The sequence below is a fragment of the Geothrix alkalitolerans genome (assembly GCF_022808885.1).
Lineage (GTDB): Bacteria > Acidobacteriota > Holophagae > Holophagales > Holophagaceae > Geothrix > Geothrix alkalitolerans.
The window spans coordinates 178,271-202,361 of sequence record NZ_JAKZLE010000003.1 but is presented as its reverse complement, the minus strand read 5'-3'; the positions used below and the strand labels follow the sequence as shown (position 1 = coordinate 202,361).

Genomic DNA, 24,091 nt, shown 5'->3' with positions numbered 1-24,091 from the left:
ATGGGGCGCGGCCCAGGGAGCAGGACGATGAAACTCGGTTTTGCAAGCGATCATGCGGGGTTCGACCTGAAGGAACGGCTGAAGGCGTGGGCCCAGGGTCAGGGACATGAGGTGGTGGATTTCGGCACGGACGGGACCGCCTCGGTGGACTACCCGGATTTCGCGCACCGGGCCGCGCAGGGCATGGATCAATGGGAGCGCCTGGTGCTGGTCTGCGGCTCCGGCATCGGCATCAGCATCTCGGCCAACCGCCATGCCGGCATCCGCTGCGCGCTGGTGACCTCCCCTGAGCACGCGGCACTGGCACGGCAGCACAATGACGCGAACGCCATCGCTTTCGGCCAGCGGCTGACGGATCCGCTCAAGGCGGAATACTACCTGAAATTGTTCCTGGAAACACCTTTCGAAGGGGGGCGGCACCAGCGCCGCGTCGAAAAGATCGAGTGGAAGGGCTGCTGATGCGCCGCGGCGACGAGCTCCGGAGCCTGGATTTTGAAACCGGCGTCCAGCTCCACGCGGCCGGATCCTGCCTCGTCCGCATGGGCCGCACCCACGTGCTCTGCGCCGCCTCTTTGGAGGAAAAAGTGCCGGGCTGGATGAAGGGCCGAGGCACCGGCTGGCTCACGGCGGAGTACGGCATGCTGCCCGCGGCCACGAACACCCGGTCTGACCGCGAGGCCTCCCGAGGCAAACAGCAGGGCCGCACGGTGGAGATCCAGCGCCTCATCGGCCGCAGCCTCCGCCAGGCCGTGGACCTGGCCGCCCTGGGCGAGCGCACCCTCACGGTGGACTGCGACGTGCTGAACGCCGACGGGGGCACCCGCTGCGCCTCGATCACCGGGGCCTGGGTGGCCGCGGCGCTGGCGCTGGGGTCCCGAGGGCTGGAGGCGGCCCTGGTTCGCCAAGTGGCCGCGGTGAGCGCGGGCATCGTGGAAGCTGGCGACGGGCGCCGGGGCCTCGTGCTGGATCTCGAATACGAAGAGGACCACCTGGCCGCGGTGGACTGCAACCTGGTGGCGGCTCGTGGGGTGACCGGGAGCGGCGAGCTGATGCTGGTGGAGCTCCAGGGCACGGGCGAAGGCCGTCCCTTCAGCCGGGCCGAGGCCGATGGACTGGTGGACCTGGGTCTCGCGGGATGCGCGGCGCTGATGGAGGCGCAGCGGGCGGCGCTCGCATGAGGCGGAAGCTGCGGGCCCCGGCCATGCCGCTCCTGGCGGCCCTGGCCGTGCCGGCTCTGCTGGCGGCCCAGGCCGCTCCAGCCGCTTTGCCGCCCGCCCAGCCGCCTGTCCAACTGCCTGCCCAGCCGCCCGTCCTTCCCCGGCGCATCGAAGTGCCGGTCCAGCCGCCGGACATGGTCTTCCGCTTCGTGCCCCGGGTGGAGATCCCCGGCATGCCGCGGGTGGCCCTGGCCCTCAGCGGCGGGGGAGCCCGCGGCCTGGCGCACATCGGGGTGCTGCAGCGGTTCGAGGAGGTGGGCTTCCCCCTGGACAGCGTCACGGGCACCAGCGCCGGGGCCCTGGTGGGGGCCCTCTACGCCAGCGGCTTCTCGGGCGGCGAGATCGAGGATCTCTTCCGGCGCCTGGACCTGACCCGCGCCTTCCTGGAGCCGCTGCTGCGCAACCCGGGGGAGACGCTGGACGAGCAGGAGGACCGGGAGTCCACCCTCATGTCCATCGAGCGCAAGAACGGCCAGACGACCTTCGCCCAGGGCCTGCGGAGCGGCGTGGAGGTGCAGCGCACGCTCCAGGGCCTGCTGGCCCGGGGCGCCTACTTCTCCGAGGGGGACTTCGACCGGATGCGGCGGCCCCTCCGGACCCTGGCCACGAACCTGGAGACCGGCCAGGGGCGCGTCTTCGGGAACGGGGACCTGGTGGAGGCCGTGCGCGCCTCCATGGCGGTGCCCGGGGGCTTCCGGCCCGTGCTGATCGAAGGGCAGCAGTACGTCGATGGCGCCCTGGTGGAAAACCTGCCCGTGACCACGGCGAAGGAAGCCTTCCACCCCGACGTGGTCATCGCGGTGGACATCAGCAGCCCCCTGGAGCACCGCCAGGCCACCAGCATCTTCTCCGTGGCCTCCCGCAGCCTCGACCTGGTGGTGGAGCGCCGCCAGTGGGAGAGCCGCGCGGCGGCCGACTTCCTCATCCGGCCTGACATCCGCGACGCCCCGTTCCTGGAGTACGGGAGCCTGGCGCCAAAGCTGGTGCTCCAGGGCCGCGAGGCCTTCGACGCCCGCCTGGAGGAGCTCGCGACCTTCCTGCGGGGGAAGACCCCGGGGCAGGAAATCCTGCCGGCGGACCGGGTGGTCTTCGAGAGCCCCCTTCCGGTCGGGGAGACCCTGGAGGGGATCCTGGCCGCGACGCTGAAAACCGTCCCCGGCGCCGGCCCTGGCGGCGGGAGAGGGGTTGGGGGGTTCTCTCTGCAGGACGTGCGGATCCTCCTCCAGCAGGTCCTGGTCCACGGACTCGCGCGGGAGGCCTGGGCCACGGTGGAGCCTGACCGGACCCTGACCGTCCACCTGCGGCCCTACCCGCCGGTGACCGAGCTCGCCGTGAACGCGCCGCCGGCATGGATCCCCCGCGTCGAGCGGGCCCTGGCCAGCCGGATCAAGGTCGGTGCCGCCTTCAATCCCAAGACCTTCGGGGACGTGGTCTCCCAGGTGATCTACGGCCTCCTGATGGACGGCAGTCCCCTGGTGGATGCGCGCGGATCCGGCTTCGACCCCGAATCCGGCCGCCTCAGCGTGGTCCTTCGGGAGCCCCTGATCACCCAGGTCAACGTGTGGCCCGCGTCCGGCCCGGCGGTGGACGAGGCCCACCTGTTGCGGATCCTGGGCCGCCTGGAGGGCTCGCCCTTCCGGCCGGTCACCCTCCAGCAGCGCATCGCCCTGGCCGAACACCGGCTCCACCTGGCCGAGCTGCGCTACCTCACCCGCCCCGACGGCCAGGGGGGAACCGTCCTGACCCTGATCCCCGTGCCCCAGCGGCAGGATCGGCTCGACCTGTCCCTGGGCTACGAAAGCACGCTGGGCGGGCAGCTGGGCCTGACCTATCAGGCCCTCAACCTGGGCTTCACGGGCTCGGAACTGGAGCTGAGCGCGGCCCGCAACCGGCTGCAGCAGCAGGCCACCCTGGCCCTGCGGGCCCCCTTCAGCTTCTCGCCGGGGGCCGGGTTGGAGCTCAGCGGGAACTACTGGCAGCAGCGCCTGGAGATACCCCCGCTGTGGCCCGTCCCCCAGTTGCCCGTCGGCGGTGTGGAGGGGCGCATCAGCGCCTCGGATCTGGTGCTGCGGACCTACTTCCGGTTCAGCAACCTGGGGACGGGGAAGGTGAGCTTCGACCTGGAGCGGCGGAACGTGGCCTTCCTGGAGGAGGGGCAGCGCCAGACCCAGGCCCAGGACGCGGCGTTCCTCTCCGCCGAATGGGACAACTTCGACCGGCACACCCTGCCCCGGGAGGGGCTGCTCCTGAGGCTCCGGGGCGGCGCGGGCCGGACGAAGGCGGGGACCCTTTCCGGCGGCGACTTCCAGCAGGCCTACTTCCGGGCCCGGGGCCTGCATTCGTTCACCGAGTTCGTGGGGGCCGACCTGGATCTGGAGTGGGGCCAGGGCCGCCGGCTGCCCCTGGACCGCTGGTGGGTGCTGGGGGGGCCCGCTTTCGTCCTCGGCTCCCGGGCCTCGGGCCTCGTGGCGCCCAATTTCGGGGTGGCGAGGTTCGGCGTGCCTTTCCGCCTGTACAGCGGCCTGGGCCTCACCCTGGAGGTGGTGCCCCGCTTCGACCTGGCCTGGATGTCCCGGGACGCGAGCGCCCTCTTCCACGCCGACACCGGCTACCGGGCCGAGGGCAAGGGGCTCCTGGTGCGCACCACCCTGCTGTCCAAGTTCTACGTGGAGCTGTCCTACGGGTTCCTCAAGCTGAGGACGCCCCAGGGAACCCGACCGGCCACTGGCAGCTTCGACGTGGTCATCGGGACCCAGCCGTTTGACTTATGGAAGCGAAGGTAAGGGTGGTGGTCTGCGCCTGGGTGGTCTGTGATCGCCTGCACAGGAGGGGCTCCCGCCCCGGGCTGATACCCTGAAGGGCTGGGATTTCATCCGCTCTCACCGAGGCCGTCATGCGCTACCTGCCCTCTTCTCCCGCCGAAGATCGAGCCCTCCTGGACGCGATCGGCGTCGCCCGCGCTGAGGATCTCCTCTCGGGCATTCCGGAGGGGTTGCGCCTGAACCGGGCGCTGGACCTGCCCTCCCAGGGTTCCGAGCAGGAAGTGGCCTGGCAGATGCTGGATCTGGCCAACAAGAACACCCGCTTCTGCGCCCAGTTCCTCGGCGCCGGTGCCTACGACCACTTCGTGCCCTCGGCCATCGACGCCATGGTGAGCCGCCAGGAGTGGTTCACGGCCTACACGCCCTACCAGCCCGAGATCAGTCAGGGCACGCTCCAGCACATCTTCGAGTACCAGACCCTCATCTGCGACCTGACGGGCCTGGACGTGACCAACGCCAGCCTCTACGACGGCGGCACCGCCTGCGTGGAGGCGGCTCTCATGGCCGTCCGCGTGCAGAAGAAGCGCCACACGGTGCTGGTGAGCCGCGGCCTTCACCCGCTCTACCGGGAGGTTCTGAAGACCAACTTCGCGCCCCACGACGGCTTGAATCTCGTGGAGGTCGGCCTGAAGGATGGCGTCACAGACATGGCCGACCTCCAGGCCAAGCTCAACGGGGATGTGGCCGCGGTGATGGTGGGCTACCCCAACTTCCTGGGGGCCGTGGAGGACCTCACGGCCCTGGCCGACCCCGTGCACGCCGCCGGCGCCCTGCTGGTGAGCGTCACCCAGGAGGCCTTCGCGTTCGGTTGGTTCGAGGCCCCTGGCAAGGCCGGCGCCGACATGGCCTGCGGCGAGGCGATGTCTCTGGGCAACAAGCCAAACTTCGGGGGCCCCTTCCTGGGCTTCCTGGCGGTGAAGGACGCCCACAAGCGCGAGATCCCGGGCCGTGTGGTGGGCCAAACGAAGGATCTGGACGGCAAGACCGGCTACGTGCTGACGCTGACCGCCCGCGAGCAGCACATCCGCCGCGACAAGGCCACCAGCAACATCTGCTCGAACCAGGGCCTCGTGGCGTTGCGCGCCAACCTCTTCATGCAGCTCGCGGGCCCCGAGGGAATCCGCGGCCTGGCTGAGCAGAATGCGGCCAAGGCCCAGTATCTGCGCCAGCGCCTGCTGGAGCTGCCCGACATGCAGCCGGTCGGCGACCCGCCCTTCTTCAACGAGTTCGTGCTGCGCTACACCGGCGACTACGCCGCGCTCGAGGAGGCCTGCCTGAAGGAGAGCCTGCTGCCGGGGCTGGACCTGGGCCGCTTCTACCCCGAGTACGAAGGCTGCATCCTCTGGTGCGCCACCGAACTCCACACCCGCCGGATGATCGAGAGCCTCGTCGAGATCCTGGCCCGCGTCCCCGCCACCGTGTAAGGAGAGCGACATGTTTCTTCGCCAGCGCGAACCCCTCTCCTTCGAACGCTCCGTCCCCGGCAAGCGGGGCATGGACCTGCCGAAACTCGACGTGCCCGCCGCCAAGGACACCCGGCCCGCCCACCTCAAGCGCAGCGGCTTCGAGGCCCTGCCCGAGCTGAGCGAGGTGGAGGTCATCCGCCACTTCACGCGCCTCTCCAAGTGGAACTACGGCGTGGACGACGGGATCTACCCGCTGGGCTCCTGCACCATGAAGCACAACCCGCGGCTGAACGAGAAGATCGCCGGGCTGCCGGGCTTCACGGACAGCCACCCCATGGCGCCGGACGCCCTCGTGCAGGGCAACCTGGAGCTGCTCTACACGCTGCAGGAGTGGCTCAAGGAGATCACGGGCCTGCCCGGGGTCACCCTCCAGCCCAGCGCTGGAGCCGCCGGCGAGCTCACGGGCGTCATGCTCATCCGGGCCTACCATATGGCCCACGGCGCCAAGCGCCGCGTGATCCTCATCCCCGACAGCGGCCACGGCACCAACCCCGCCACCGCCGCCATGGCGGGCTATGACGTGGTGGAGTTGCCCTCCCGCCCCGACGGCACCATCAGCTTCGAGGACGTCACCGACCCCGTGAACGGCAAGGTCCGCAAAGGCCTGAAGACCCTGGTGGGCGAGCTGGGCCCCGAGATCGCGGGCGCCATGATCACCAACCCCAACACCGTGGGCGTCTTCGAGTACCGCTTCAAGGAGATCAGCGACCTGCTGCACAGCGTGGGCGCCCTGGTCTACATGGACGGCGCCAACATGAACGCCCTCGTGGGCGTGGCCCGTCCCGGCGACTTCGGCGTGGACGTCATGCACCTGAACCTGCACAAAACCTTCTCCACCCCCCACGGAGGCGGCGGCCCCGGCGCCGGTCCGGTCTGCGTGGGCGAGAAGCTGCTGCCCTTCCTGCCCGTGCCGGTGGTCGTGCGCGACACGGTGAAGGTGGGCGAGGGCGAGGTGCCCAAGCATTCGTATCGCTGGGACTGGAACCGCCCCCAGAGCATCGGCAAGGTGCACACCTTCTTCGGCAACTTCGGGATCCTGGTGCGTGCCCTCACCTACTGCCTGAGCCACGGCTCCGACGGCCTGCGCGAGGCGACGCTGCGCGCCATCGTGAACGCCAACTACATCCGCGCCCGCCTCAAGGACGCCTACGCCCTGCACATCGACTCGCCCAGCCTGCACGAGGTGGTCTTCAGCGATACGCTCCAGGCCAAGCACGACGTCCACACCCTGGACATCGCCAAGCGCCTCATCGACCACGGCTACCACCCGCCCACGATCTACTTCCCCCTGATCGTGCCGGGCGCGCTCATGATCGAGCCCACGGAGAGCGAGGGCAAGGACGAGCTGGACGCCTTCTGCGACACCCTGCTCGCCATCGCGAAGGAAGTCGAGACCGACGCCGAGGCCCTGCACCAGGCGCCGACCCTGGCTCCCATGCGCCGCATGGATGAGACCACAGCGGCTCGCAAGCCCGTGCTGCGATGGACGAAGGCCTAGGCCGCGCCAACCTTGCCGCTCGAAGGGCCCTCCGGGGCCCTTCGCCTTGTGGGATCTCTCAGCGCCGGTCGAAGCGGGGCGACATGACCAGCAGGGTCTGGGTGGAGGCGATGCCCGGCAGCTTCGCCACCTCGTCGCGGACGCGGTTGATGTCTTCGAGGCGCTCGCCCTCCAGCTGCAGGACCAGGTCGATGTCGCCGCCCACGGAATCGGCCACGCGCACCTCCGGAAAGGCCTCCAGGATGCGCACGGCCCGCTCGTGGCTGGGCCCGCTGCCCTTCACCATCAGGTAGGCGCGGACGCCGGGTTTCGGCTCCAGGCCCAGCCGCAGCGTGTAGCCCTGGATGACGCCCTCACGCTCCAGGCGCTTGATGCGCTCCTGCACGGCCGAGCGCGAAAGGCCCACCCGCGCCGCCAGCGCCACCTGGGTGAGGCGCGCGTCTGCGCTCAGCTCCGCGAGGAGCCGGCGGTCCATGTCATCGAGGTCAGGCCTGGGCATTCCGGCATTCTGGCAGTTCGCCGGGTTTCCGGCATCTTGCCGGCTAGACCATTGGAGTGCCCGGACGAAACTTGAACATCCGCCGGAGTGCCCATGCAGCTTAGGACCGCCTTCCTCCTCCCCGCGCTCATGATCTGCCTGGCCGCCCAGGACGCGGCTCCCGCGATCTCCCCCGGCCAGCGCAAGGCCGTGGTGACGGCGTTGGCCCGGGAACTGAAGACCCAGTACGTCTTTCCGGAAGTGGCCGACGACCTCGGGAAGGTTTTGGGAGCCAAGGCCGAGCGGGGCGGATACGACAGCGCGGTCACAGTCAGCGATTTCGCCGAGGCCCTGACCCGAGATCTGCGGGAACAGGGCAAGGACGGCCACTTCCGCGTGCGCTTCGATCCCGCCTTCAACCCCCGGGATGAAGACGAGGATCATGTCCCGACGCCGGCGGAAGTGGCCGAGGCGCGGCAGCAGGCGGCCCGCCGCGCGTACGGCATCGCCAAGGTGGAACAGCTGCCCGGCAACGTGGGCTACCTGGAGATCCTGGGCTTCGGCCCCACGGAGTTCGTGGGCCCAGCCTTCACGGCGGCCATGCAGATCCTGTCGGGCACCGAGGCGCTCATTCTCGACCTGCGGCGGAATGGCGGTGGCGACCCTGAGAGCGTGGCGTTCCTCGTGAGCCATTTCTTCGGGGAGGGGGATGTGCGCCACCTCAACTCCATCTACAACCGGCCCAGGAACGCCACGCGGCAGTACTGGACCAGCCCCGTGGCAGTGCGCTACACGCGACCGGTGTACGTGCTGACCTCCCGGCGCACCTTTTCCGGCGGCGAGGAGTGCGCCTACGATTTCCAGACGCAGAAACGGGCCACCCTGGTGGGGGAAGTGACTGGCGGCGGGGCCAATCCCGGCCATGCGGTGGCCTTGGGCCACGGCTTCAACGCATTCATTCCCACGGGCCGCGCGGTCAACCCCGTGACCCAGACGAACTGGGAGCACGTCGGCGTGAAACCTGACCTGGTCGTGCCGGCCGCCGAGGCCTTGAAGGCGGCACACCTGGCCATCCTCAAGGACATCCTGGCGAAGGAGAAGGATGCCGACTACCGCAAGCGGTTGGAGACCATCCTCGGCCGGGTGGAGAAAGGCGAATCCGAGCCGGCGCGGTACAGCCGCTAGCGGACTCGGCCCTCAGTCGTGCGGGATCAGGTGCACGGCGGCGGCCTTCAGGATGGCGCAGACCTCATCCCCCTCCCGCAGGCCCAGATCCTGGCAGGCCTGGCGGGTAACCAGGGCTTCCAGAGGGAACCCGCAGTCGAGGCCGATCCGCATGAGCGGACCTTCGGGATTCAGCCCCGTGATGCGGGAGGGCAGGCGGTTGCGGACGGTGGACCCGGGGCCGGGGCCGCAGCCGCGCTCCACGGCCACATCCTCGCCGCGGATGCAGACGAAGACCTGCCAGCCGAGGCTGCCCGGATCGGCCGCATGGATCTGCGCGGTGCCCACGGAGAGGGTGGCCATGCCGTCGGCGATGGATTCGATGCGGCCCAGCACCACGGTCTCCACGCCCAGGATGCGCGCCACGGCGGGATCCGTGGGGCGGTCGAAGACCTGCTGGATGCTTCCGCTCTGGCAGACGCGGCCCTGGTCCATCACCACCAGCCGGTCGCCCAGCTGGAGGGCCTCCGTGCGGTCATGGGTCACGAGGACGGTGGGGATGTCGAGCGTCCGCAGCAGCTCGCGGAGCTCCTTGCGCAGGCGCTGCTGCGAAGGCCGGTCCAGGGCCGAGAGGGGCTCGTCCAGGAGCAGCAGCCGGGGCTTTCTCGCCAGAGCCCGGCCCAGGGCGACGCGCTGCTGCTGGCCTCCGGAGAGCTCCCCGGGGAGGCGGTCGCCGAGGCCCTCCAGGCCGAGCAGGGGGAGGAGCTCCGCCGCACGGGCGGGCCGCTCCGGCACCGCCAGGCCATAGCCGAGGTTCGCGGCCACCGTGAGGTGGGGGAACAGGTCGTAGGTTTGCGAGAGGAAGCCCAGGCGGCGGGCCTGGGGGGGGCGGTGGATTCGGGTCTCGGCATTGGACCACGTCTCGCCATCCACCCGGATGACCCCGCGGTCCACGGGTTCCAGGCCCGCGAGCAGTCGTAGGGCGGTGGTCTTGCCCGAGCCCGACGGCCCGAAGAGCACGGTGATGGAGAAGCCCGGCTCGGGGATCTCGAAGCGCGCCTCGACGGTGGGTCCGCCCGGAAAGCGGCGCTCGGCTTCCGCCTGGAGGAAGGGGCCGCCGGAAGTCACGTGAGTGTCCACGGCTTCCTCTGGCGGCGCTGCAGGGCGTAGGTGAAGGCCAGGACCAGGAAGGACACGCCCAGCAGCAGGGCGGCCGTGCGTCCCGCCGGGGCGTAGTCCATGGCCTGCACCTGGTCGTAGATGGCGATGCTCACGGTGCGGGTGCGGCCCGGCAGGTTGCCGCCCACCATGAGCACCACGCCGAACTCCCCCAGGGTGTGGGCGAAGGTGAGCACCAGGCCTGTGAGGATGCCGGCCCAGGAGAGCGGCGCGATCACCCGGAGGAAGGTGCGGGCGCGTGATTCGCCCAGGCACCAGGAGGCCTCGATGAGGCCGCGGTCCACGGAGGCGAAGGCCGCCGCCAGGGGCTGGATCATGAAGGGGAGGCTGTAGAGCACGGATGCGATGAGCAGGCCCTCGAAGGAGAAGGGCAGCGTGCTGCCGAAGAGGCTCTCCCAGGCGCGGCCCAGGGGGCTGCGGGGACCCATGGCCAGCAGCAGGTAGAAGCCCAGCACCGTGGGCGGCAGAACCAGGGGCATGGCCACCACCGCCTCCACCAGGAACCTCCAGCGCCGCCGGGAGAAGGCCAGCCAGTAGGCCAGGGGCAGGCCCAGGACCAGCAGCGCCACCGTGGTGAGCGAGGCGAGCCAGAGGCTCAGGCGGATGGCCTGCCAGTCCATCAGGGGGCGTCCGTGGTGAAGCCGTAGTTCCGCAGGATGGCCTTCCCCGCCGGGGACCGCATGAACTCCCGGAAGGCCAGGGCGGCGGCGCGGTTCCGGGCGTGGTTGGGGATCACGCCGCCCTGGTCCAGGGCGGGGTAGGCCTCCAGGGGCAGCTCCCACATGCGGCCCGTGGCCGTCATGGCCGGGGCCTTGGCCAGGGAGAGCGCGAGGATGCCGATGTCCGCGGCGCCGGTCTGCACGAACTGGGCGGTCTGGGCGATGTTCTCCCCGAAGACCAGGCGGGGCCGCAGGGTCTCCAGCAGGCCGAGCTTCGCCAGGGCGGCCTCGGCGGCGCGGCCGTAGGGCGCGTGGCGCGGGTTGGCGATGGCCACCTTGCGGGCAGCGGGATGCAGGAGCGCCGACAGGCCTTGCTCCACGGGAATCGGCGAGCCGTTTGGCACCCACAGCACCAGGCGGCCCCGGCTGTAGCGGAATTCCGTGCTGCCGTCCGCCAGGCCCGCCTCCACCAGCTTCTTCGGGTAGGCGAGGTCCGCGGACAGGAAGAGGTCGAAGGGCGCCTTGTTGGTGAGCTGGGTGTAGAAGTTGCCGGAGGAGCCGTAGGTGATGGCCACCTCCTGGCCCGGATGGGCAGCCATGAACGCGGTCCTCACTTCGGCCAGGGCGAACTGCAGGTCTGCCGCGGCGGCGATGGCAAGCGGTGGGGGCGGGGCTGCGGCGGGTGCCGCGTGGCCGAACCCCAGGATGCCAAGGGCCATGAAGACGGAGCGCAGACGGAGGCGGAGGGTGGGCATGGTGGGTTCCGGGCTGGGCGGCGGACGCCGGGGCGCTGAGTCGATTCTAAGCCGGCGGGACTGGAAGCATTGCCGCCAGCGGGGCGTCCCGTCATCATTCCACGGAACCACCGCCACACCACTGGCCGGACCCCGGGGGTTCCCATCCTGGGCCGTTCAGGCCATCGGACCCCGGGGGAAGGCCGCATGAGCGTGTTCCTCAGCCGGTTTCGCATCGCCACCAAACTCTGGCTGGGGTACAGCGCCGTGGCGGCGATCCTGACCGGTCTGGCGCTGATCCAGCTTGGACTGCTCCACCAGGAGGAACAGCAGGCCATCCGGGTCTTCGAGAACCGCATGGTGCCCGTGCGGCACTTGAAGGTGGTGTCGGACGCCTACAGCATCCGCATCCTGTTCGCCGCCCGCCAGGTGCGGGGAGGCACCCTGGAGCCCGCCGAAGGGCTCGCGCAGGTGCGTTCCGCCCGGCGGGAGGCGGGTCGCCACTGGGCGGAGTTCAAGGCCTCCGCGCCGGCCCAGACGGACGCGGATGCGCTGGCCCGCGTGGACCACCTCGCGCTCTACCTGGCCGCGGACCTCGACCGGCTGGAGGGGCTCCTGGCCGAGAGCCGGCTGCCGGAGCTCGGGCGCTTCGTGGACGACGACCTGCTGCCGCAGATCCTGCCCATGACCAACCTGCTCGCCGGGCTGGTCCAGGCCCAGGAGGACGCGGCCCAGCAGAGCCTGGAGGCCATGGCGGCGCGGGCCCGCCGGACCCGGGTGCTGTCCTACGCCATGATCCTCGCCGGCCTGGTCACGGCCCTGGGCTTGGGCTACCTGATCGCCCGCGACCTCTCCGTCAGCATCCGGGCGATGCTGACGCAGGTGCGCCGCGCCGCCGAGGGCGATCTCACGGCGCGGGTCGAAGTCCGGGGGCGGGACGAGCTCGCGGACCTGGGGCACGAGCTGAATCGCATGGTCGCCCGGCTCCGGGAGACCATCCAGGCCCTGGCCGAACAGGAGGCCGGCGAGCGCGCGGTGCTGCAGAACGCCCAGGTAGCCGTCATCGTCCGCGACCGGGACGGCCTGGTGCGCCGGTTCAATCCCTATGTGGAGACGTTGCTGGGCTACCGCGCCGACGAGGTCCTGGGCCAGCCGTCCGCGAACTGGCTCGATCCGGAGGAAGTGGCGGCCCGGGCCGGGGAACTGGCTCGGACCGCGGGCCGGCCGGTGGTCAGTGACCTCGAGATCATCCGCCTGCTCACGGAGGCGGGGCCCGACCAGCGGGAATGGACTTTCCGGGCCAGGGACGGGCGGCGCATCCCCATGCTGGTGGCCCTCTCCCAGGTGACGGGCCCCGAGGGGGAGCCCATGGGCTACCTGAGCGTCGCCTCGGACCTGTCGGAGCGGAAGGCCCTGGAAGCCGGCCTTCGGGCGAGCGAAGCGAAGGCCCAGGCGGCGAACCGCGCGAAGAGCGCCTTCCTCTCCAACATGAGCCACGAGCTCCGCACGCCGCTCAACGCCATTCTCGGCTACGCCCAGCTGATGGCCCGGCGGTCCGCGCGGAGCCCGGAGGATCACGAGCAGCTGGGCCGTATCCTGGCCGCCGGTGAGCACCTTCTCTCCCTCATCAACGATGTGCTGTCCCTCAGCAAGATCGAATCCGGCGGTCTCGAGCTGCGCCCGGAGCCCTTCGGCACCGCCGCCCTTCTGGAGGGCGTGGTCGACATGCAGCGGATTCGGGCCGAGGCGAAGGGGCTGGCGTTGCGCCTGGAGGTGGATCCCGCCCTGCCGCCCCACCTGGAGGGGGACGCGCCCAAGCTCCGGCAGGTGCTGGTGAACCTGCTGGGAAACGCCGTGAAGTTCACCCGGCAGGGATCGGTGACCCTCCGGGCGGGCTACGTCGCGGGGCGGGCGACCTTCGCCGTGGAGGATACGGGCCCGGGGATCTCCGAGGAGGACCAGCGGCAGCTCTTCCAGGCTTTCTTCCAGGCCTCCACCCAGGCGCTGGCGGCCGAGGGCACGGGCCTGGGCCTCCACATCAGCCGTTCCCTGGTCCACCTCATGGGCGGCGAGCTGCGCCTCCAGAGCCGGCTGGGCGAAGGCAGCCGCTTCAGCTTCGAGCTGCCCATGGCGGAGGCGGAGCCCCCCCTGGAATTGACGGGAGCCGGGCAGGTGGTGGGCCTGGCGCTCGGGCAGCGGCGGCCGGCTGTGCTGGTGGTGGACGACCGACCCGAGAACCGCGACCTCCTGGCCCAGCTTCTGGCCTCCGTCGGCTTCCAGGTGCGCACCGCGGCCGATGGCGTCGAGGCCCTGGAACTCTGGGAGCGCCACCATCCCGACCTGATCTGGATGGACCTCCGGATGCCGCGCATGAGCGGCTTCGAGGCCCTGCAGGTCCTCCGCGGGAAGGAGCTGGAGCAGGGGCTCCCGCACACCTTTGTCGTGGCCATCTCCGCCAGCGTCATCGACCTGGACCGGGAGACCCTCCGCAAGGCGGGCTTCGACGACTTCCTGGGCAAGCCCTTCCGCGAGGCGCAGCTCTTCGAGGTGGCCGGTCGCCTGCTCGGCCTTCGGTTCCTCACCCGGGAACCCGAAGCCCCGTCAACGCCCGGCGACCTGGCCGGCCTCCAGCTCCAGCCGGAATCCTGGCGGGCTTCGCTGAAGGAGGCGGTCGTCACCGGCGACACCGAGGGGGCCCTGGCCCTGGTGGAGGGCTTGGGCCACGGCGCGCTGGCGGAGGACTTGCGGCGGCTGCTCAAGGCCTACAAGCTCGAGGCACTGCTTGACGCGCTGAACCGATGAATCAGGAGACCGACATGCTGGTGCCCCAGGGCGACATCCTCATCGTGGACGACAACGCGGCCAACCTCGACCTGCTGGGGGCGGTGCTGCGGGAGCGCCAGTACCGGGTGCGGGCCGTGCCTTCCGGCGCCATGGCCCTGGCGGCCGCCCGCCGCCACCCGCCCGAGCTGGTGATGCTCGACGTGAACATGCCGGGCATGGACGGCTACGAGACCTGCGAGGCCTTCAAGCAGGATCCGGTGCTGGCCCGCATCCCCATCATCTTCATCAGCGCCCTGGACGATCCGCTGGACAAGGTGCGGGCCTTCCAGGTGGGCGGGCGCGACTACGTGACCAAGCCCTTCAGCGCGGAGGAGGTGCTGGTACGGGTGGAGCACCAGGTCAACCTGGGCCGGCTCCAGCGCGAGCTGGAGATCCAGAACCAGAACCTGGTGGACGCCAACCTCAAGCTCAAGGAGGTGAACACCCTCAAGACCAACTTCACCACCATGCTGGTCCACGACCTCCGTTCGCCCCTGACCGTGCTGAGGCTCGTCCTGGAGCGGCTGCGGGAGGGCTCGGCGGGAGACGGGGCGCTGGACAAGGCCGAGGCCTCCGTCGGGCGGATCAAGACCCTGCTCGACGAGATGCTGGAGATCTACCGCAGCGAAAGCGGGCAGCTCCCCATGGAGTTCGGAGAGATTGAGCCGGGGCCCTGGCTGAAGGCCCTGATGGCGCCCTATCCGCTGCGGGCCGCCTCGGCCGGCCTCGAATTCCAGGTGGGGATCCCCGATGGCCTGCCGATGATCCGCGCGGACGTGTCGAAGCTGGACCGCGTCCTGGTGAACCTCGTGGACAACGCCTTCAAGTTCACCCCCAGGGGCGGGGCCGTGCGGGTGGAGGCCGGGATCGAGTTCGGTTCCGGCGTGGAGGCTGGCCTGCGCTTCCTCCGCCTGTCGGTCATCGACACCGGGCGCGGCATTCCGGCGGGGGACCTCCCCTACATCTTCGACCCCTTCCGCCAGTCCGAGCGCAGCGACGCCAGCAAGGGGGTGGGGCTGGGCCTGGCCATCGTCCAGCGCCTGGTGGCGGCCCACAAGGGCCAGATCCGGGCCCAGAGCCAGGTGGGCTTCGGTTCCAGCTTCAGCATCCTCCTCCCCTGCTGACGGCCACCCGCCCCGAAGGCACAATAGAGGGTTCCCCGGAGCCCCGCATGCGCCTCCTCCCGTCCCTTCTCCCCGCCCTTGTTCTTGGTGCCCCCCTCATGGCCCAGGCCCTCTCGCCCGTCCAGGAACGGGCCGACCGCTTCCTCAAGCTGGTGAACGCCGGCTACCAGTCCCTCTACTACGTGAGCCAGCAGGCCACCTGGGCCGCCTCCACGGACGTGAAGCCCGAGCACGACGCCGCGGCCGAGTGGGCGGGCAAGGCCTTCGCCGCCTTCAACGGCAATCCGCTGGTCATCACCGAGGCCAAGGAGCTGCTCAAATCCCGGGCCCAGCTCGACGAGAAGACCGTGCGCCAGCTGGAGCGGGTGCTGCTCATGCCCTACGGCGCCGAGGGGCCCATGACCAAGCCCGAACTCGTGGCCGCCCGCATCGAGGCGGAGACGAAGCAGGTCTCCATCATGAACGGCTACCAGTTCAAGGTGGGCGGCCGACCCGTCAGCGCCAACGACATCGACAGCAAGCTGGCCTCCAGCCGCGACCTGGAGGAGCGTCGGCAGTGGTGGGAGGCCAGCAAAGAGATCGGCGTGCCCCTGAAGGACGGCCTGGTGCGCCTGCGCGATCTGCGCAACGGGGTGGCGCAGGAGCTGGGCTACCCCGACTACTTCGCCCTCCAGGTGGCCCGCTACGGCCTCACCACCGACGAGATGATGGCCTTCAACCGGAAGTTCCTGGCGGAGCTGAAGCCCCTCTACCTCCAGCTGCACACCTGGGTGAAGTACGAGATGGCGAAGAAGTACGGCCAGCCCGTGCCCAAGGCCATCCCCGCCCACTGGATCAACAACCGCTGGAGCCAGAACTGGACCGGCTTCGTGAGCGCCGTGGACTTCGATCCCTACTTCAAGGGCTGGCAGCCCGAGCGCATCGTGAAGACAGCGGAGGCCTTCTACGTGGGCCTGGGGTTCGAGCCGCTGCCCGCCAGCTTCTGGGCCAAGTCCGACTTGTATCCCGTGAAGGCCGGCGATCCCCGGAAGAAGAACGCCCACGCCTCCTGCTGGCACCTGGACCTGGACCACGACATCCGCTCGCTCATGAGCGTGGAGCCCAACGCCGAGTGGTTCGAGACGGTGCACCACGAGCTGGGCCACGGCTACTACTTCCTGAGCTACACCCGCCCCGACGTGCCGCCCCTCCTTCGCGACGGCGCCAACCCCAGCTTTCACGAGGGCGTGGGCGAGCTCATCGCCATGGCCACCCGGCAGATTCCGTACCTCAAGTCCGCGGGCGTGCTGCCGGCGGACTACAAGGCGGACCAGATGCAGGTGCTGCTGAACGACGCGCTGGAGGTGGCCATCCCCTTCATGTACTGGTCCTGCGGCACCATGCCCGAGTGGGAGGCGGAGTTCTACGGCAAGGCCATGCCCGCCGACCAGATGAACGCCCGCTGGTGGAAGCTCGTGCGCGACGAGCAGGGCGTGGAGCCCCCCAGCCCCCGCGGCGAGCAGTTCTGCGACGCCGCCACCAAGACCCACATCAACGACAACCCCGCCTACTACTACAGCTACGGCTGGGCCACAGTCTTCAAGTTCCAGATGCACGACCACATCGCCCGGAAGATCCTCCACCAGGATCCCCGCAGCTGCAACTACGCCGGGAACAAGGAGGTGGGCGCCTTCCTGAAGAAGATCCTCGAGAAGGGCGCCACCGAGGACTGGCGGAAGGTGCTGAAGGAGGCCACGGGCGAGGACCTCTCCACCCGCGCCATGATGGACTACTTCAAGCCCCTGCTGGCCTGGCTGGAGCAGCAGAACAAGGGCCGGCAGATCGGCTGGGAGTAGCGATGGCAGAGGTTCCCAAGGCCCGCGTGGTCAAGTCCCTCACCCGGGACCGCCACATCCGCCTGTCCTTGGTGGACGCCAGCCCCCTGTGGGACGGCGTCCGGCGGGGGCATCCGCATCTGGAGCCCGCGGCCTGCGGCTGCCTCACGGAGCTGCTCACGTCCACCGCCCTGCTGCAGAGCCGCACGTTCTTCGCCGAGCGCCTGCAGCTGCTCGTGAAGGGATCCGGCCGGGCCAAGGCCGTGGTCTCGGACAGCTGGCCCGACGGCACCATCCGGGGCGTGCTCGACCCCGGGCCCGAGGACGTGTCGGCATGGATCCAGGGCCCCGGCGTCTTCCAGGTGATGCGATCCAACGCCACGGGCCAGCCCTATGTGGGCCACCTCCCCGTGGTGGAGGGCGGCATCCAGGTGCAGGTGGAGCACTACCTCCAGCAGTCGGAGCAGATCCAGGCCAGCCTCACCCTTTGGTGCGACGCGGGCACGGGCGAGGCCGGGGGCCTGCTGGTGGAGCCCCTGCCGGACTGCCCGCCGGAGCGCCTCGGGCGCCTCGTCCAGGCCATCGAAGGCCTGGAGGTGGTGCCCCTCTGGGAGCGCACGCAGGACTTCCTGGCCGCCTGGGTATCCCAGGGCGAAGGCGCCGACGAGTTGGCCGCCACCGACCTCTTCTACCGCTGCCGCTGCACCCGCGAGGCCCTGCTGGAGACCCTGCGCCGCTTCCCCGAAGACCAGAAAGAGGACCTTTTCAAGGAGCCGGGGGCCCTGGAAGTCCGCTGCGACTACTGCGGGACGATGTACCCCATCACCCGCGAGGACCTGCTGCCATGAAGACCCGCGTGGCCATCGCCGAGCGGGGCCGCCCCCTGGGCTCACCCCTGTCCGTGTGGCTGAATTTCCGCGTGGTGCCCTTCCTGGTGGCCGGCCTCACCAAGCTCTGGTCCTACACCCTGCGGGTGCGCCGCGAGGACTTCGGTCCCGTCGAGGATCTCGTGGCCCGGGACCAGCGCATCATCCTGGCCTTCTGGCACCGCCGCCTCTTCATGATGCCCCTCTCGTACCCCTTCCACCGGCGGAATGCCCAGGGCGAGGCGCGGGGCGTGGCCATCCTATCCAGCGACAGCAAGGACGGCGAGCGCAGCGCGGCCACCTGGCGCTGGTTCGGCATCCACGCCGTGCGGGGCACCGCCAGCGAAGACGGCGCCAAGGCCCTGGTGCGCATGATCCAGGCCGTGAAGCAGGGCTGGGACTTCGGCATCACCCCCGACGGTCCCCGGGGCCCGCTCATGCAGCTCAAGCCCGGCACCGTCGCCCTGGCCCGCAAGACCGGCGCCTGGATCATCCCCGTGAGCCTCGCCTACGATCACAGCTTCCAGCTGGGGACCTGGGACCGCATGGTGATCCCCTTCCCGTTCGCGACCTGCGTGATCAAGTACGGAACGCCCTACCAGGTGCCACCGAAGGCGGATGACGGCGTCGAAGCCGGGCGGCTCCAGCGCGAGATGGATGACTTGGAAGCGTGGGCGGAGGCATTCCACCGTGACTAAGCTTGCTGTCGTCTCCCTCTCCGGCGGCATGGACAGCTGCGTCACCGCCGCCCTCGCCAGGGCCGAAGGATTTGAGCTGGCGCTGCTCCATGCGGACTACGGCCAGCGCACCCAGGAGCGCGAGAAGCAGGCCTTCCGCGACATCGCGGACTTCTACGGCGTGCCTCCCGCCCGCCGGCTCATCATCGGCTTCGATTCCCTGAAGGCCATCGGCGGCTCGGCCCTGACCGATCCCTCCATCGCCCTGCCTGAGGGCGATCCCGAGCGCCAGGGCGTGCCCGTGAGCTACGTGCCCTTCCGCAACGCGCACCTGCTGGCCACCTGCGTGAGCTGGGCGGAGGTGCTGGGCGCCACGGCCATCTTCGTGGGCTTCGTGGAGGAGGACAGCAGCGGCTACCCCGACTGTCGCGAAGCCTTCCTGAGGAGCTTCGAGCAGACCGCCAACCTGGGCACGAAGCCTGAGACGCGCCTGGCCTTCCACGCGCCCCTGCTGCACCTGCGCAAGTCAGAGATCGTTCGGAAGGGTCTCGAGCTGCAGGCCCCGCTCCACCTCAGCTGGTCCTGCTACCAGAGCGAGGCCGAGGCCTGCGGCCACTGCGACTCCTGTCACCTGCGTCTGCGCGGGTTCAAGGAGGCCGGCGTGGCCGACCCCATTCCGTACGCGTACATTCCTGGAAACCTGAAAATTTAACCGCAGAGATCGCAGAGGGCGCAGAGTGGAATCGGATCCTGAAGGGCTCAACAAGCTATCTCAACGGGTCATTGCAGCCTGCATCGAGGTGCATCGGGAACTGGGACCTGGGCTGCTCGAATCCGCCTATGAGATCTGCCTGGCGAGGGAACTGACACTGGCGGGGATAGCCTACCAACGGCAGGTTCCGGTGCCTGTGACCTACAAGGGAGAAAGGCTCGATGCCGGTTACCGGATCGATTTGCTCGTGGAAGGTCAGTTGGTCATCGAGCTCAAGGCTGCAAAGAATCCTGTGGGACTTGTGAGAGCTCAGGTGCTCACCTACCTGAAGCTGATGGGCCTCTCCTTGGGGCTTGGTGTGAACTTCAATCAGGTCCGACTGGTCGATGGGATCACACGCGTGGTCCACAACCTCCCGGAACCCCTGTGAAACCTCCTCTGCGATCTCTGTGTCCTCTGCGGTTAAACATCTTTTTTAGGAATTTGCCATGGCCACCAAGAAGACCTCCAAGCCCACGCTCCCGACGGACCTGCCGAAGTACGTGGTGACGCGCCCCACGGGGGAGCTGGACACCTTCGCCAGCCCGCGGCCGGGGCGGCCGTTCACGATCACCTTCGAGACAGAGGAGTTCACCTGCCTCTGCCCGCTCACGGGCCAGCCGGACTTCGCCAAGCTCCGCATCCAGTACCAGCCCGACCAGCTCTGCGTGGAGTCGAAGTCCCTCAAGCTCTACCTCTGGAGCTTCCGCGATCAGGGCGCCTTCCACGAGGCCGTCACCAACCAGATCCTCGACGACCTGGTGAAGGCCACGAAACCACAGTGGATGCGTGTGGAGGGCGACTTCCTCATTCGCGGCGGCATCCGCACGCTGGTGGTGGCGGAACACGGGAAAAAGCAGTAGCCACGGATGAACTCAGATGAACACAGATAAAACGAACCGCGTCTCCATCCGTGTTTATCCGCGTTCATCTGTGGCTTCTTTTGGCCTTTTTTCATGAAGGCCGTCATCGCCCTCGGCTCGAACCTCGGCGACCGCCGGGCTCACCTGGACGCAGGGCTGGCGGCGCTGCGGACGCTGGGGGCGGTGATGCCCTCACCCCTGGTGATGGAGACGCCGGACGAATCGGGCCGCGGGCCCGCCTACCTCAACACCGTGGTCCTCCTGGTGACGGAGGAGGCCGATCCCCGTCGTCTGCTGGAGGCCCTGCTGCGCCTGGAGCTGGCGAACGGGCGCGACCGCAGCGCCGGGAGGAACGCGCCCCGCACCCTGGACCTGGACCTCATCACCACGGATGGTCCGCCCGGCAGCTGGACCTGGGAGGCGCCCGAGGACCTCCGGGCCCTGGGGACCGAGCTGAGCCTGGAGCTGCCCCACCCCCGGGCCTTCAGCCGCCCCTTCGTGCTCGAACCCTGGCGCGCCCTGTCCGATCCCGGCGCGTGCGGTGGAGTCATTCCGAAAGAAAAAACCCCTTAACCGCAGAGACCGCAGAGACCGCAGAGGGAAGAATGCCTTCTCTGCGCCCTTTGCGGTCTCTGCGGTTGAACAGTCCTTTCTACTTCGTCCAGCGCTCGCACCAGCCGAGGACGGTCTCGTACCAGAGCTTGCTGTTCTGGGGCTTGAGGACGAAGTGGAACTCGTCGGGGAAGTAGAGCAGTTCGCTGGGGACGCCGCGGAGCTGGAGGGTGTTGAAGAGCTGGAAGGCCTCGCCCACGGGCACGCGATAGTCCAGCTCGCCGTGGACGACGAGCATGGGCTTCTTGAACTGGGCGGCGGCGCTGCTGGGGCTCTGAGACTGCCAGCGGGCCTTGGTTTCGGCGCTCTCCCAGGGCCAGCCCTTGAACTCCCAGCGGGGGAACCACAGCTCCTCGCTGCCCACCTGCATGCTCTCGGTGTTGAAGATGCCCGCATGGGTCACGAAGGCGGCGAAGCGGTCGGCCTCATGGCCGGCCAGCCAGTTGGTGGCGTAGCCGCCGTAGCTGCCGCCGCAGGCCACCACGCGCTTGGGGTCGGCGTTGGGGAACTGCTTGAGGACGGCGTCCAGGGTGGTCATGAGGTCCTTCATCACCGCGCCGTTCCAGTCGCCGCTGATGGCGTCGCAGTAGGCCTGGCCGAAGCCCGTCGACCCGCGGGGGTTGGGCAGCACGGTGATGAAGCCGCGGCCGGCCCAGGCCTGCGCGTTCCAGCGGGGGTGCCAGCTGTCGGCCCAGGCGCCCTGGGGCCCGCCGTGGATGACGAAGGCCACGGGATAGGACTTCTTCGGATCAAAGCCCACGGGCTTCACGACGAAGGCGTGGGCCTTGGTGGGCTTCCCGTCCACGGGCAGGGTGTCCACCCAGAGGTCCTCGCCGGGGTTGAGGCTCAGCTCCCTGGCCAGGGCCTCGTTGTGGTGGGAGGCGCGGGCGACGGTCCCCGTCTTCAGGTCCAGGGCGTAGAGGTCCTGGGGCGTGGCGAGGCTGGTGGAGACCAGCACGGCGTGGTCCTTCGCCACGGCGGAGCCGCTCGGGGGCAGCGCGAAGCCCTCGACGTGCAGGCCCTTGCTGAGGCGGTGGAGGCCCTTGGCGTCCCAACGGAAGAGGTCCGCATGGCCCTGCTGGTCGCTGACAGCCACCAGGTCCTGGCCCTGCCACTGGAAGTCGCCGAAGCTCTGGTCGAAGGCCTGGGTGGTGCGCACGACCTGGCCGGCGGCGCGGTCGAACACCCACAGCTCGAACTTGTCGGACTCGAAGCCGGGCCGGCGCTGGGCGCGCCAGGCGAGGGCTTTGCCGTCCGGCGAATAGCGGGGCGTGGTGTCCATGGCCGGGTTGTCGGAGAGCTTCCTGGCCGGACCGCCGGAGAGGGCCACCTCGTAGATCTCGCCGTTGGTGCTGACGGCCTTCCGCTGCTCGGGGTGGGTCTCGAAGGCCAGGGCCTTGCTGTCGGGGGCCCAGTCAAAGCCGTCCCCGGCCGCCACATCGGCGAAGTTGGGCACGTCCGTGGCGAGGCCCGCCGTGAGATCCCGCGGCGCGACACTGCCGTCCGCGGGCACCACGAAGAGGTGGCTCACCTGCTGGTCGTCCTTCCACTCGTTCCAGTGGCGGTACATGAGGTGGGTGATGACGCGGGCCTTGACTTTGCTCTCCTCCTGGCGCTTCAGGTAGGCCGCGTTCTCGGCCTCGTTCCCCGAGGGCACGGTGGTGGAGAGGAAGGCGATCCACTTGCCGTCGGGGCTCCACACCTGGCCTTCGGCGCCGCCGCTCAGCTTCGTGAGCTGGCGCTTCTCGTGGGTGCCGAGGTCCACGATCCAGATCTGGCCGCCGGACTGGTAGGCCAGCTTCTTGCCGTCCGGGCTGAAGCGGGGACGGGTCTGGCTGCCGGCGCCCAGGTCCAGGGCCTTCGCCTCGCCGCCGGCGGGCTTGTACCAGACGTGGGTGGTGGTCTTGTTGGCGGCGACGTCCGGGGTCCCCACCTGGTAGGCCAGGGCTCCCGTGACGGAGAGCTGGGGATCGGTGACACGCTTGACCTTGAACAGGTCGTCCACCTGGAGGGGGCGGGCGGCCAGGAGGGGCAGGCCTGCGGCGAGGAGGAGGATCTGAGCCTTCATGGGGACTCCGGGATTAGACGTGGTGGCCGGGCTTCGCCAGGACACCGCGTGGGGGTGCACGAGGGGGACGCAGAGGGCGCGAAGCGACCGGGCGGTCTCCCCTTGTTCATGTCAGTACTCAGAGAGGAGGTGACGGGCGATGACGGTGCGCTGGATCTCGCTGGTGCCTTCGCCGATGGTGCAGAGCTTCACGTCCCGGTAGTACTTCTCCACCGGGTAGTCCTTGATGTAGCCGTAGCCGCCGAGGATCTGCACGGCCTGGTCCGCCACGCGGCAGGCCACTTCCGAGCTGTAGAGCTTGGCCATGCTGGCGGCCTTGGCGTAGGGCAGGCCCGCGTCCTTCAGGCCCGCGGCGCGGTAGATGAGCAGGCGGGCGGCCTCGATCTCCGTGCCCATGTCGGCCAGCTTGAACTGGATGCCCTGGTGGTCCGCCAGGGGGTGGCCGAAGGTGTGGCGGATCTTGCTGTAGCGCAGGGCCTCCTCGAACGCGCCCTGGGCCATGCCGAGGCCCAGGGCGCCGATGCTGATGCGGCCGCCGTCGAGGGTCTTCATGGCCTGCTTGAAGCCCACGCCTTCCTCGCCCAGGAGGTTGGCCTCGGGCACCTTCACATCCTCCAGGATCAGCTCGGAGGTGTCGCTGGCCCGGAGGCCCAGCTTGTTCTCCTGCTTGCCGGCCCGGAAGCCGTTCATGCCCTTCTCGAGCACGAAGGCGCTGATGCCGTCGGCGCTGCTGCGGCCCGGAAGCGAGGGCCGGGTGCGGGCCATGACCACGAAGATGTCGCCCACGGTGCCGTGAGTGATGAAGGTCTTGGTGCCGTTCAGGACGTAGTGCGAGCCCTCCTTCCTGGCGGAGGTGCGCAGGGAGCCCGCGTCGCTGCCCGATCCCGGCTCCGTGAGCCCCCAGGCGCCGATGGCCTTGCCGCTGGCCAGGGGCTTCAGGTAGGCCTGCTTCTGGCGCTCGTCGCCCATGGCGTAGATGTGGTTGCTGCAGAGGCTGTTGTGGGCGGCCACGGTGATGCCCACGGAGCCGTCCACCCGGGAGAGCTCCTCCACCACCACCGCGTACTCCTGGTAGCCCATGCCGGCGCCGCCGTACTCCTCGGGGAAGATGACGCCCATCATGCCCATCTCGCCCAGCTGCTTCACCACGCCCATGGGGAAGGTCTTGGCCTCGTCCCAGGCCATGACGTGCGGGCGGATCTCCTTTTCGGCGAACCGGCGCACTTCCTGGCGCAGGGCCTCAACGTGCTCGGGGAGCGTGACATCCATGGGAGCC

General features: G+C 69.5%; 21 protein-coding genes. 15 read left to right on the top strand and 6 right to left on the bottom strand.

Annotated elements, in window-relative coordinates; genetic code table 11:
* The first annotated feature begins 27 nt into the window (after positions 1 to 27).
* From rpiB to gcvPB, 5 genes are all read left to right on the top strand, one after another.
* The gene (rpiB, locus tag MLJ35_RS08575) at positions 28 to 459 is read left to right on the top strand and encodes a ribose 5-phosphate isomerase B (protein WP_243383987.1); all 432 of its coding nucleotides are present in this window, start codon (positions 28 to 30) and stop codon (positions 457 to 459) included.
* Positions 459 to 1,178: a ribonuclease PH gene (gene rph / locus MLJ35_RS08570; RefSeq protein ID WP_243383986.1), complete on the top strand. Its 720-nt coding sequence runs from the start codon at positions 459 to 461 to the stop codon at positions 1,176 to 1,178. The genes rpiB and rph overlap by 1 nt, the downstream gene beginning before the upstream one ends.
* Positions 1,175 to 4,000 carry a patatin-like phospholipase family protein gene (locus MLJ35_RS08565; RefSeq protein WP_243383985.1) on the top strand — a complete coding sequence of 942 codons (2,826 nt, stop codon included), beginning with the start codon at positions 1,175 to 1,177 and terminating at the stop codon, positions 3,998 to 4,000. The genes rph and MLJ35_RS08565 overlap by 4 nt, the downstream gene beginning before the upstream one ends.
* Before the next feature lie 110 nt (positions 4,001 to 4,110).
* A complete protein-coding gene (gene gcvPA / locus MLJ35_RS08560; RefSeq protein ID WP_243383984.1) occupies positions 4,111 to 5,463 on the top strand; it encodes an aminomethyl-transferring glycine dehydrogenase subunit GcvPA in 1,353 nt (450 codons plus the stop codon).
* Between the two features lie 10 nt (positions 5,464 to 5,473).
* Positions 5,474 to 7,003, top strand: coding sequence for an aminomethyl-transferring glycine dehydrogenase subunit GcvPB (gcvPB, locus tag MLJ35_RS08555; protein WP_243383983.1), 1,530 nt, complete (start codon positions 5,474 to 5,476; stop codon positions 7,001 to 7,003).
* Between the two features lie 58 nt (positions 7,004 to 7,061).
* Here the strand turns inward: gcvPB and MLJ35_RS08550 are convergent, their stop codons facing one another.
* Entirely contained in the window at positions 7,062 to 7,502 is a 441-nt protein-coding gene (locus MLJ35_RS08550; RefSeq protein ID WP_243383982.1) for an Lrp/AsnC family transcriptional regulator, read from the bottom strand.
* A gap of 93 nt (positions 7,503 to 7,595) precedes the next feature.
* Between MLJ35_RS08550 and MLJ35_RS08545 the strand changes: the two genes are divergently transcribed.
* Positions 7,596 to 8,666 (top strand): S41 family peptidase, encoded by a 1,071-nt coding sequence (locus MLJ35_RS08545; RefSeq protein WP_243383981.1) that lies wholly within the window; start codon positions 7,596 to 7,598, stop codon positions 8,664 to 8,666.
* Between the two features lie 12 nt (positions 8,667 to 8,678).
* Here the strand turns inward: MLJ35_RS08545 and MLJ35_RS16130 are convergent, their stop codons facing one another.
* Genes MLJ35_RS16130 through modA form a run of 3 tightly spaced genes read right to left on the bottom strand, consistent with a single transcriptional unit; the run spans position 8,679 to position 11,238 of the window.
* Complete coding sequence (locus tag MLJ35_RS16130; protein ID WP_243383980.1) at positions 8,679 to 9,785, bottom strand: ABC transporter ATP-binding protein; 1,107 nt, start codon at positions 9,783 to 9,785, stop codon at positions 8,679 to 8,681.
* On the bottom strand, positions 9,770 to 10,444 hold the full coding sequence (modB, locus tag MLJ35_RS08535) for a molybdate ABC transporter permease subunit (protein WP_243383979.1): 675 nt from the start codon (positions 10,442 to 10,444) through the stop codon (positions 9,770 to 9,772). The genes MLJ35_RS16130 and modB overlap by 16 nt, the downstream gene beginning before the upstream one ends.
* Complete coding sequence (modA, locus tag MLJ35_RS08530) at positions 10,444 to 11,238, bottom strand: molybdate ABC transporter substrate-binding protein (protein ID WP_243383978.1); 795 nt, start codon at positions 11,236 to 11,238, stop codon at positions 10,444 to 10,446. Before modA ends, modB begins: the two co-directional genes overlap by 1 nt.
* Positions 11,239 to 11,424: 186 nt before the next feature.
* On the opposite strand from modA, the gene MLJ35_RS08525 reads away from it, so the two are divergent.
* The 9 genes from MLJ35_RS08525 to folK all read left to right on the top strand — a co-directional run bounded on the left by MLJ35_RS08525 (position 11,425) and on the right by folK (position 20,708).
* Positions 11,425 to 14,019 (top strand): ATP-binding protein, encoded by a 2,595-nt coding sequence (locus tag MLJ35_RS08525; protein WP_243383977.1) that lies wholly within the window; start codon positions 11,425 to 11,427, stop codon positions 14,017 to 14,019.
* A 14-nt stretch (positions 14,020 to 14,033) separates the two neighbouring features.
* Complete coding sequence (locus tag MLJ35_RS08520; protein ID WP_243383976.1) at positions 14,034 to 15,164, top strand: hybrid sensor histidine kinase/response regulator; 1,131 nt, start codon at positions 14,034 to 14,036, stop codon at positions 15,162 to 15,164.
* Between the two features lie 47 nt (positions 15,165 to 15,211).
* Entirely contained in the window at positions 15,212 to 16,999 is a 1,788-nt protein-coding gene (locus MLJ35_RS08515) for a M2 family metallopeptidase (RefSeq protein ID WP_243383975.1), read from the top strand.
* 2 nt (positions 17,000 to 17,001) lie between these two features.
* A complete protein-coding gene (locus MLJ35_RS08510; RefSeq protein WP_243383974.1) occupies positions 17,002 to 17,826 on the top strand; it encodes an Hsp33 family molecular chaperone HslO in 825 nt (274 codons plus the stop codon).
* Entirely contained in the window at positions 17,823 to 18,542 is a 720-nt protein-coding gene (locus tag MLJ35_RS08505; protein WP_243383973.1) for a lysophospholipid acyltransferase family protein, read from the top strand. Before MLJ35_RS08510 ends, MLJ35_RS08505 begins: the two co-directional genes overlap by 4 nt.
* Positions 18,535 to 19,233: a 7-cyano-7-deazaguanine synthase QueC gene (queC, locus tag MLJ35_RS08500; RefSeq protein WP_243383972.1), complete on the top strand. Its 699-nt coding sequence runs from the start codon at positions 18,535 to 18,537 to the stop codon at positions 19,231 to 19,233. The genes MLJ35_RS08505 and queC overlap by 8 nt, the downstream gene beginning before the upstream one ends.
* Positions 19,234 to 19,258: 25 nt before the next feature.
* Positions 19,259 to 19,663, top strand: coding sequence for a GxxExxY protein (locus MLJ35_RS08495; RefSeq protein WP_243383971.1), 405 nt, complete (start codon positions 19,259 to 19,261; stop codon positions 19,661 to 19,663).
* 112 nt (positions 19,664 to 19,775) lie between these two features.
* Positions 19,776 to 20,135 carry a preQ(1) synthase gene (gene queF / locus MLJ35_RS08490; protein WP_420843032.1) on the top strand — a complete coding sequence of 120 codons (360 nt, stop codon included), beginning with the start codon at positions 19,776 to 19,778 and terminating at the stop codon, positions 20,133 to 20,135.
* Between the two features lie 93 nt (positions 20,136 to 20,228).
* On the top strand, positions 20,229 to 20,708 hold the full coding sequence (folK, locus tag MLJ35_RS08485) for a 2-amino-4-hydroxy-6-hydroxymethyldihydropteridine diphosphokinase (protein WP_243383969.1): 480 nt from the start codon (positions 20,229 to 20,231) through the stop codon (positions 20,706 to 20,708).
* 79 nt (positions 20,709 to 20,787) lie between these two features.
* Here folK and MLJ35_RS08480 read toward each other — a convergent pair whose 3' ends face one another.
* Both MLJ35_RS08480 and MLJ35_RS08475 read right to left on the bottom strand, forming a co-directional pair.
* Positions 20,788 to 22,815, bottom strand: coding sequence for a dipeptidyl-peptidase 5 (locus MLJ35_RS08480; protein ID WP_243383968.1), 2,028 nt, complete (start codon positions 22,813 to 22,815; stop codon positions 20,788 to 20,790).
* A gap of 111 nt (positions 22,816 to 22,926) precedes the next feature.
* A complete protein-coding gene (locus MLJ35_RS08475) occupies positions 22,927 to 24,084 on the bottom strand; it encodes an acyl-CoA dehydrogenase family protein (RefSeq protein WP_243383967.1) in 1,158 nt (385 codons plus the stop codon).
* Between the last annotated feature and the right edge of the window lie 7 nt (positions 24,085 to 24,091).

Bases quoted from the DNA above. Each gene is read 5' to 3' on its own strand.
- gcvPB (WP_243383983.1), top strand. From the start codon at position 5,474: ATGTTTCTTCGCCAGCGCGAACCCCTCTCCTTCGAACGCTCCGTCCCC.
- MLJ35_RS08475 (WP_243383967.1), bottom strand. From the start codon at position 24,084: ATGGATGTCACGCTCCCCGAGCACGTTGAGGCCCTGCGCCAGGAAGTG.
- MLJ35_RS08550 (WP_243383982.1), bottom strand. From the start codon at position 7,502: ATGCCCAGGCCTGACCTCGATGACATGGACCGCCGGCTCCTCGCGGAG.
- gcvPA (WP_243383984.1), top strand. From the start codon at position 4,111: ATGCGCTACCTGCCCTCTTCTCCCGCCGAAGATCGAGCCCTCCTGGAC.
- modA (WP_243383978.1), bottom strand. From the start codon at position 11,238: ATGCCCACCCTCCGCCTCCGTCTGCGCTCCGTCTTCATGGCCCTTGGC.
- rph (WP_243383986.1), top strand. From the start codon at position 459: ATGCGCCGCGGCGACGAGCTCCGGAGCCTGGATTTTGAAACCGGCGTC.
- MLJ35_RS08480 (WP_243383968.1), bottom strand. From the start codon at position 22,815: ATGAAGGCTCAGATCCTCCTCCTCGCCGCAGGCCTGCCCCTCCTGGCC.
- MLJ35_RS08515 (WP_243383975.1), top strand. From the start codon at position 15,212: ATGCGCCTCCTCCCGTCCCTTCTCCCCGCCCTTGTTCTTGGTGCCCCC.
- MLJ35_RS08520 (WP_243383976.1), top strand. From the start codon at position 14,034: ATGCTGGTGCCCCAGGGCGACATCCTCATCGTGGACGACAACGCGGCC.
- MLJ35_RS08525 (WP_243383977.1), top strand. From the start codon at position 11,425: ATGAGCGTGTTCCTCAGCCGGTTTCGCATCGCCACCAAACTCTGGCTG.
- folK (WP_243383969.1), top strand. From the start codon at position 20,229: ATGAAGGCCGTCATCGCCCTCGGCTCGAACCTCGGCGACCGCCGGGCT.
- rpiB (WP_243383987.1), top strand. From the start codon at position 28: ATGAAACTCGGTTTTGCAAGCGATCATGCGGGGTTCGACCTGAAGGAA.
- MLJ35_RS08545 (WP_243383981.1), top strand. From the start codon at position 7,596: ATGCAGCTTAGGACCGCCTTCCTCCTCCCCGCGCTCATGATCTGCCTG.
- MLJ35_RS08565 (WP_243383985.1), top strand. From the start codon at position 1,175: ATGAGGCGGAAGCTGCGGGCCCCGGCCATGCCGCTCCTGGCGGCCCTG.
- MLJ35_RS08505 (WP_243383973.1), top strand. From the start codon at position 17,823: ATGAAGACCCGCGTGGCCATCGCCGAGCGGGGCCGCCCCCTGGGCTCA.
- modB (WP_243383979.1), bottom strand. From the start codon at position 10,444: ATGGACTGGCAGGCCATCCGCCTGAGCCTCTGGCTCGCCTCGCTCACC.
- MLJ35_RS08510 (WP_243383974.1), top strand. From the start codon at position 17,002: ATGGCAGAGGTTCCCAAGGCCCGCGTGGTCAAGTCCCTCACCCGGGAC.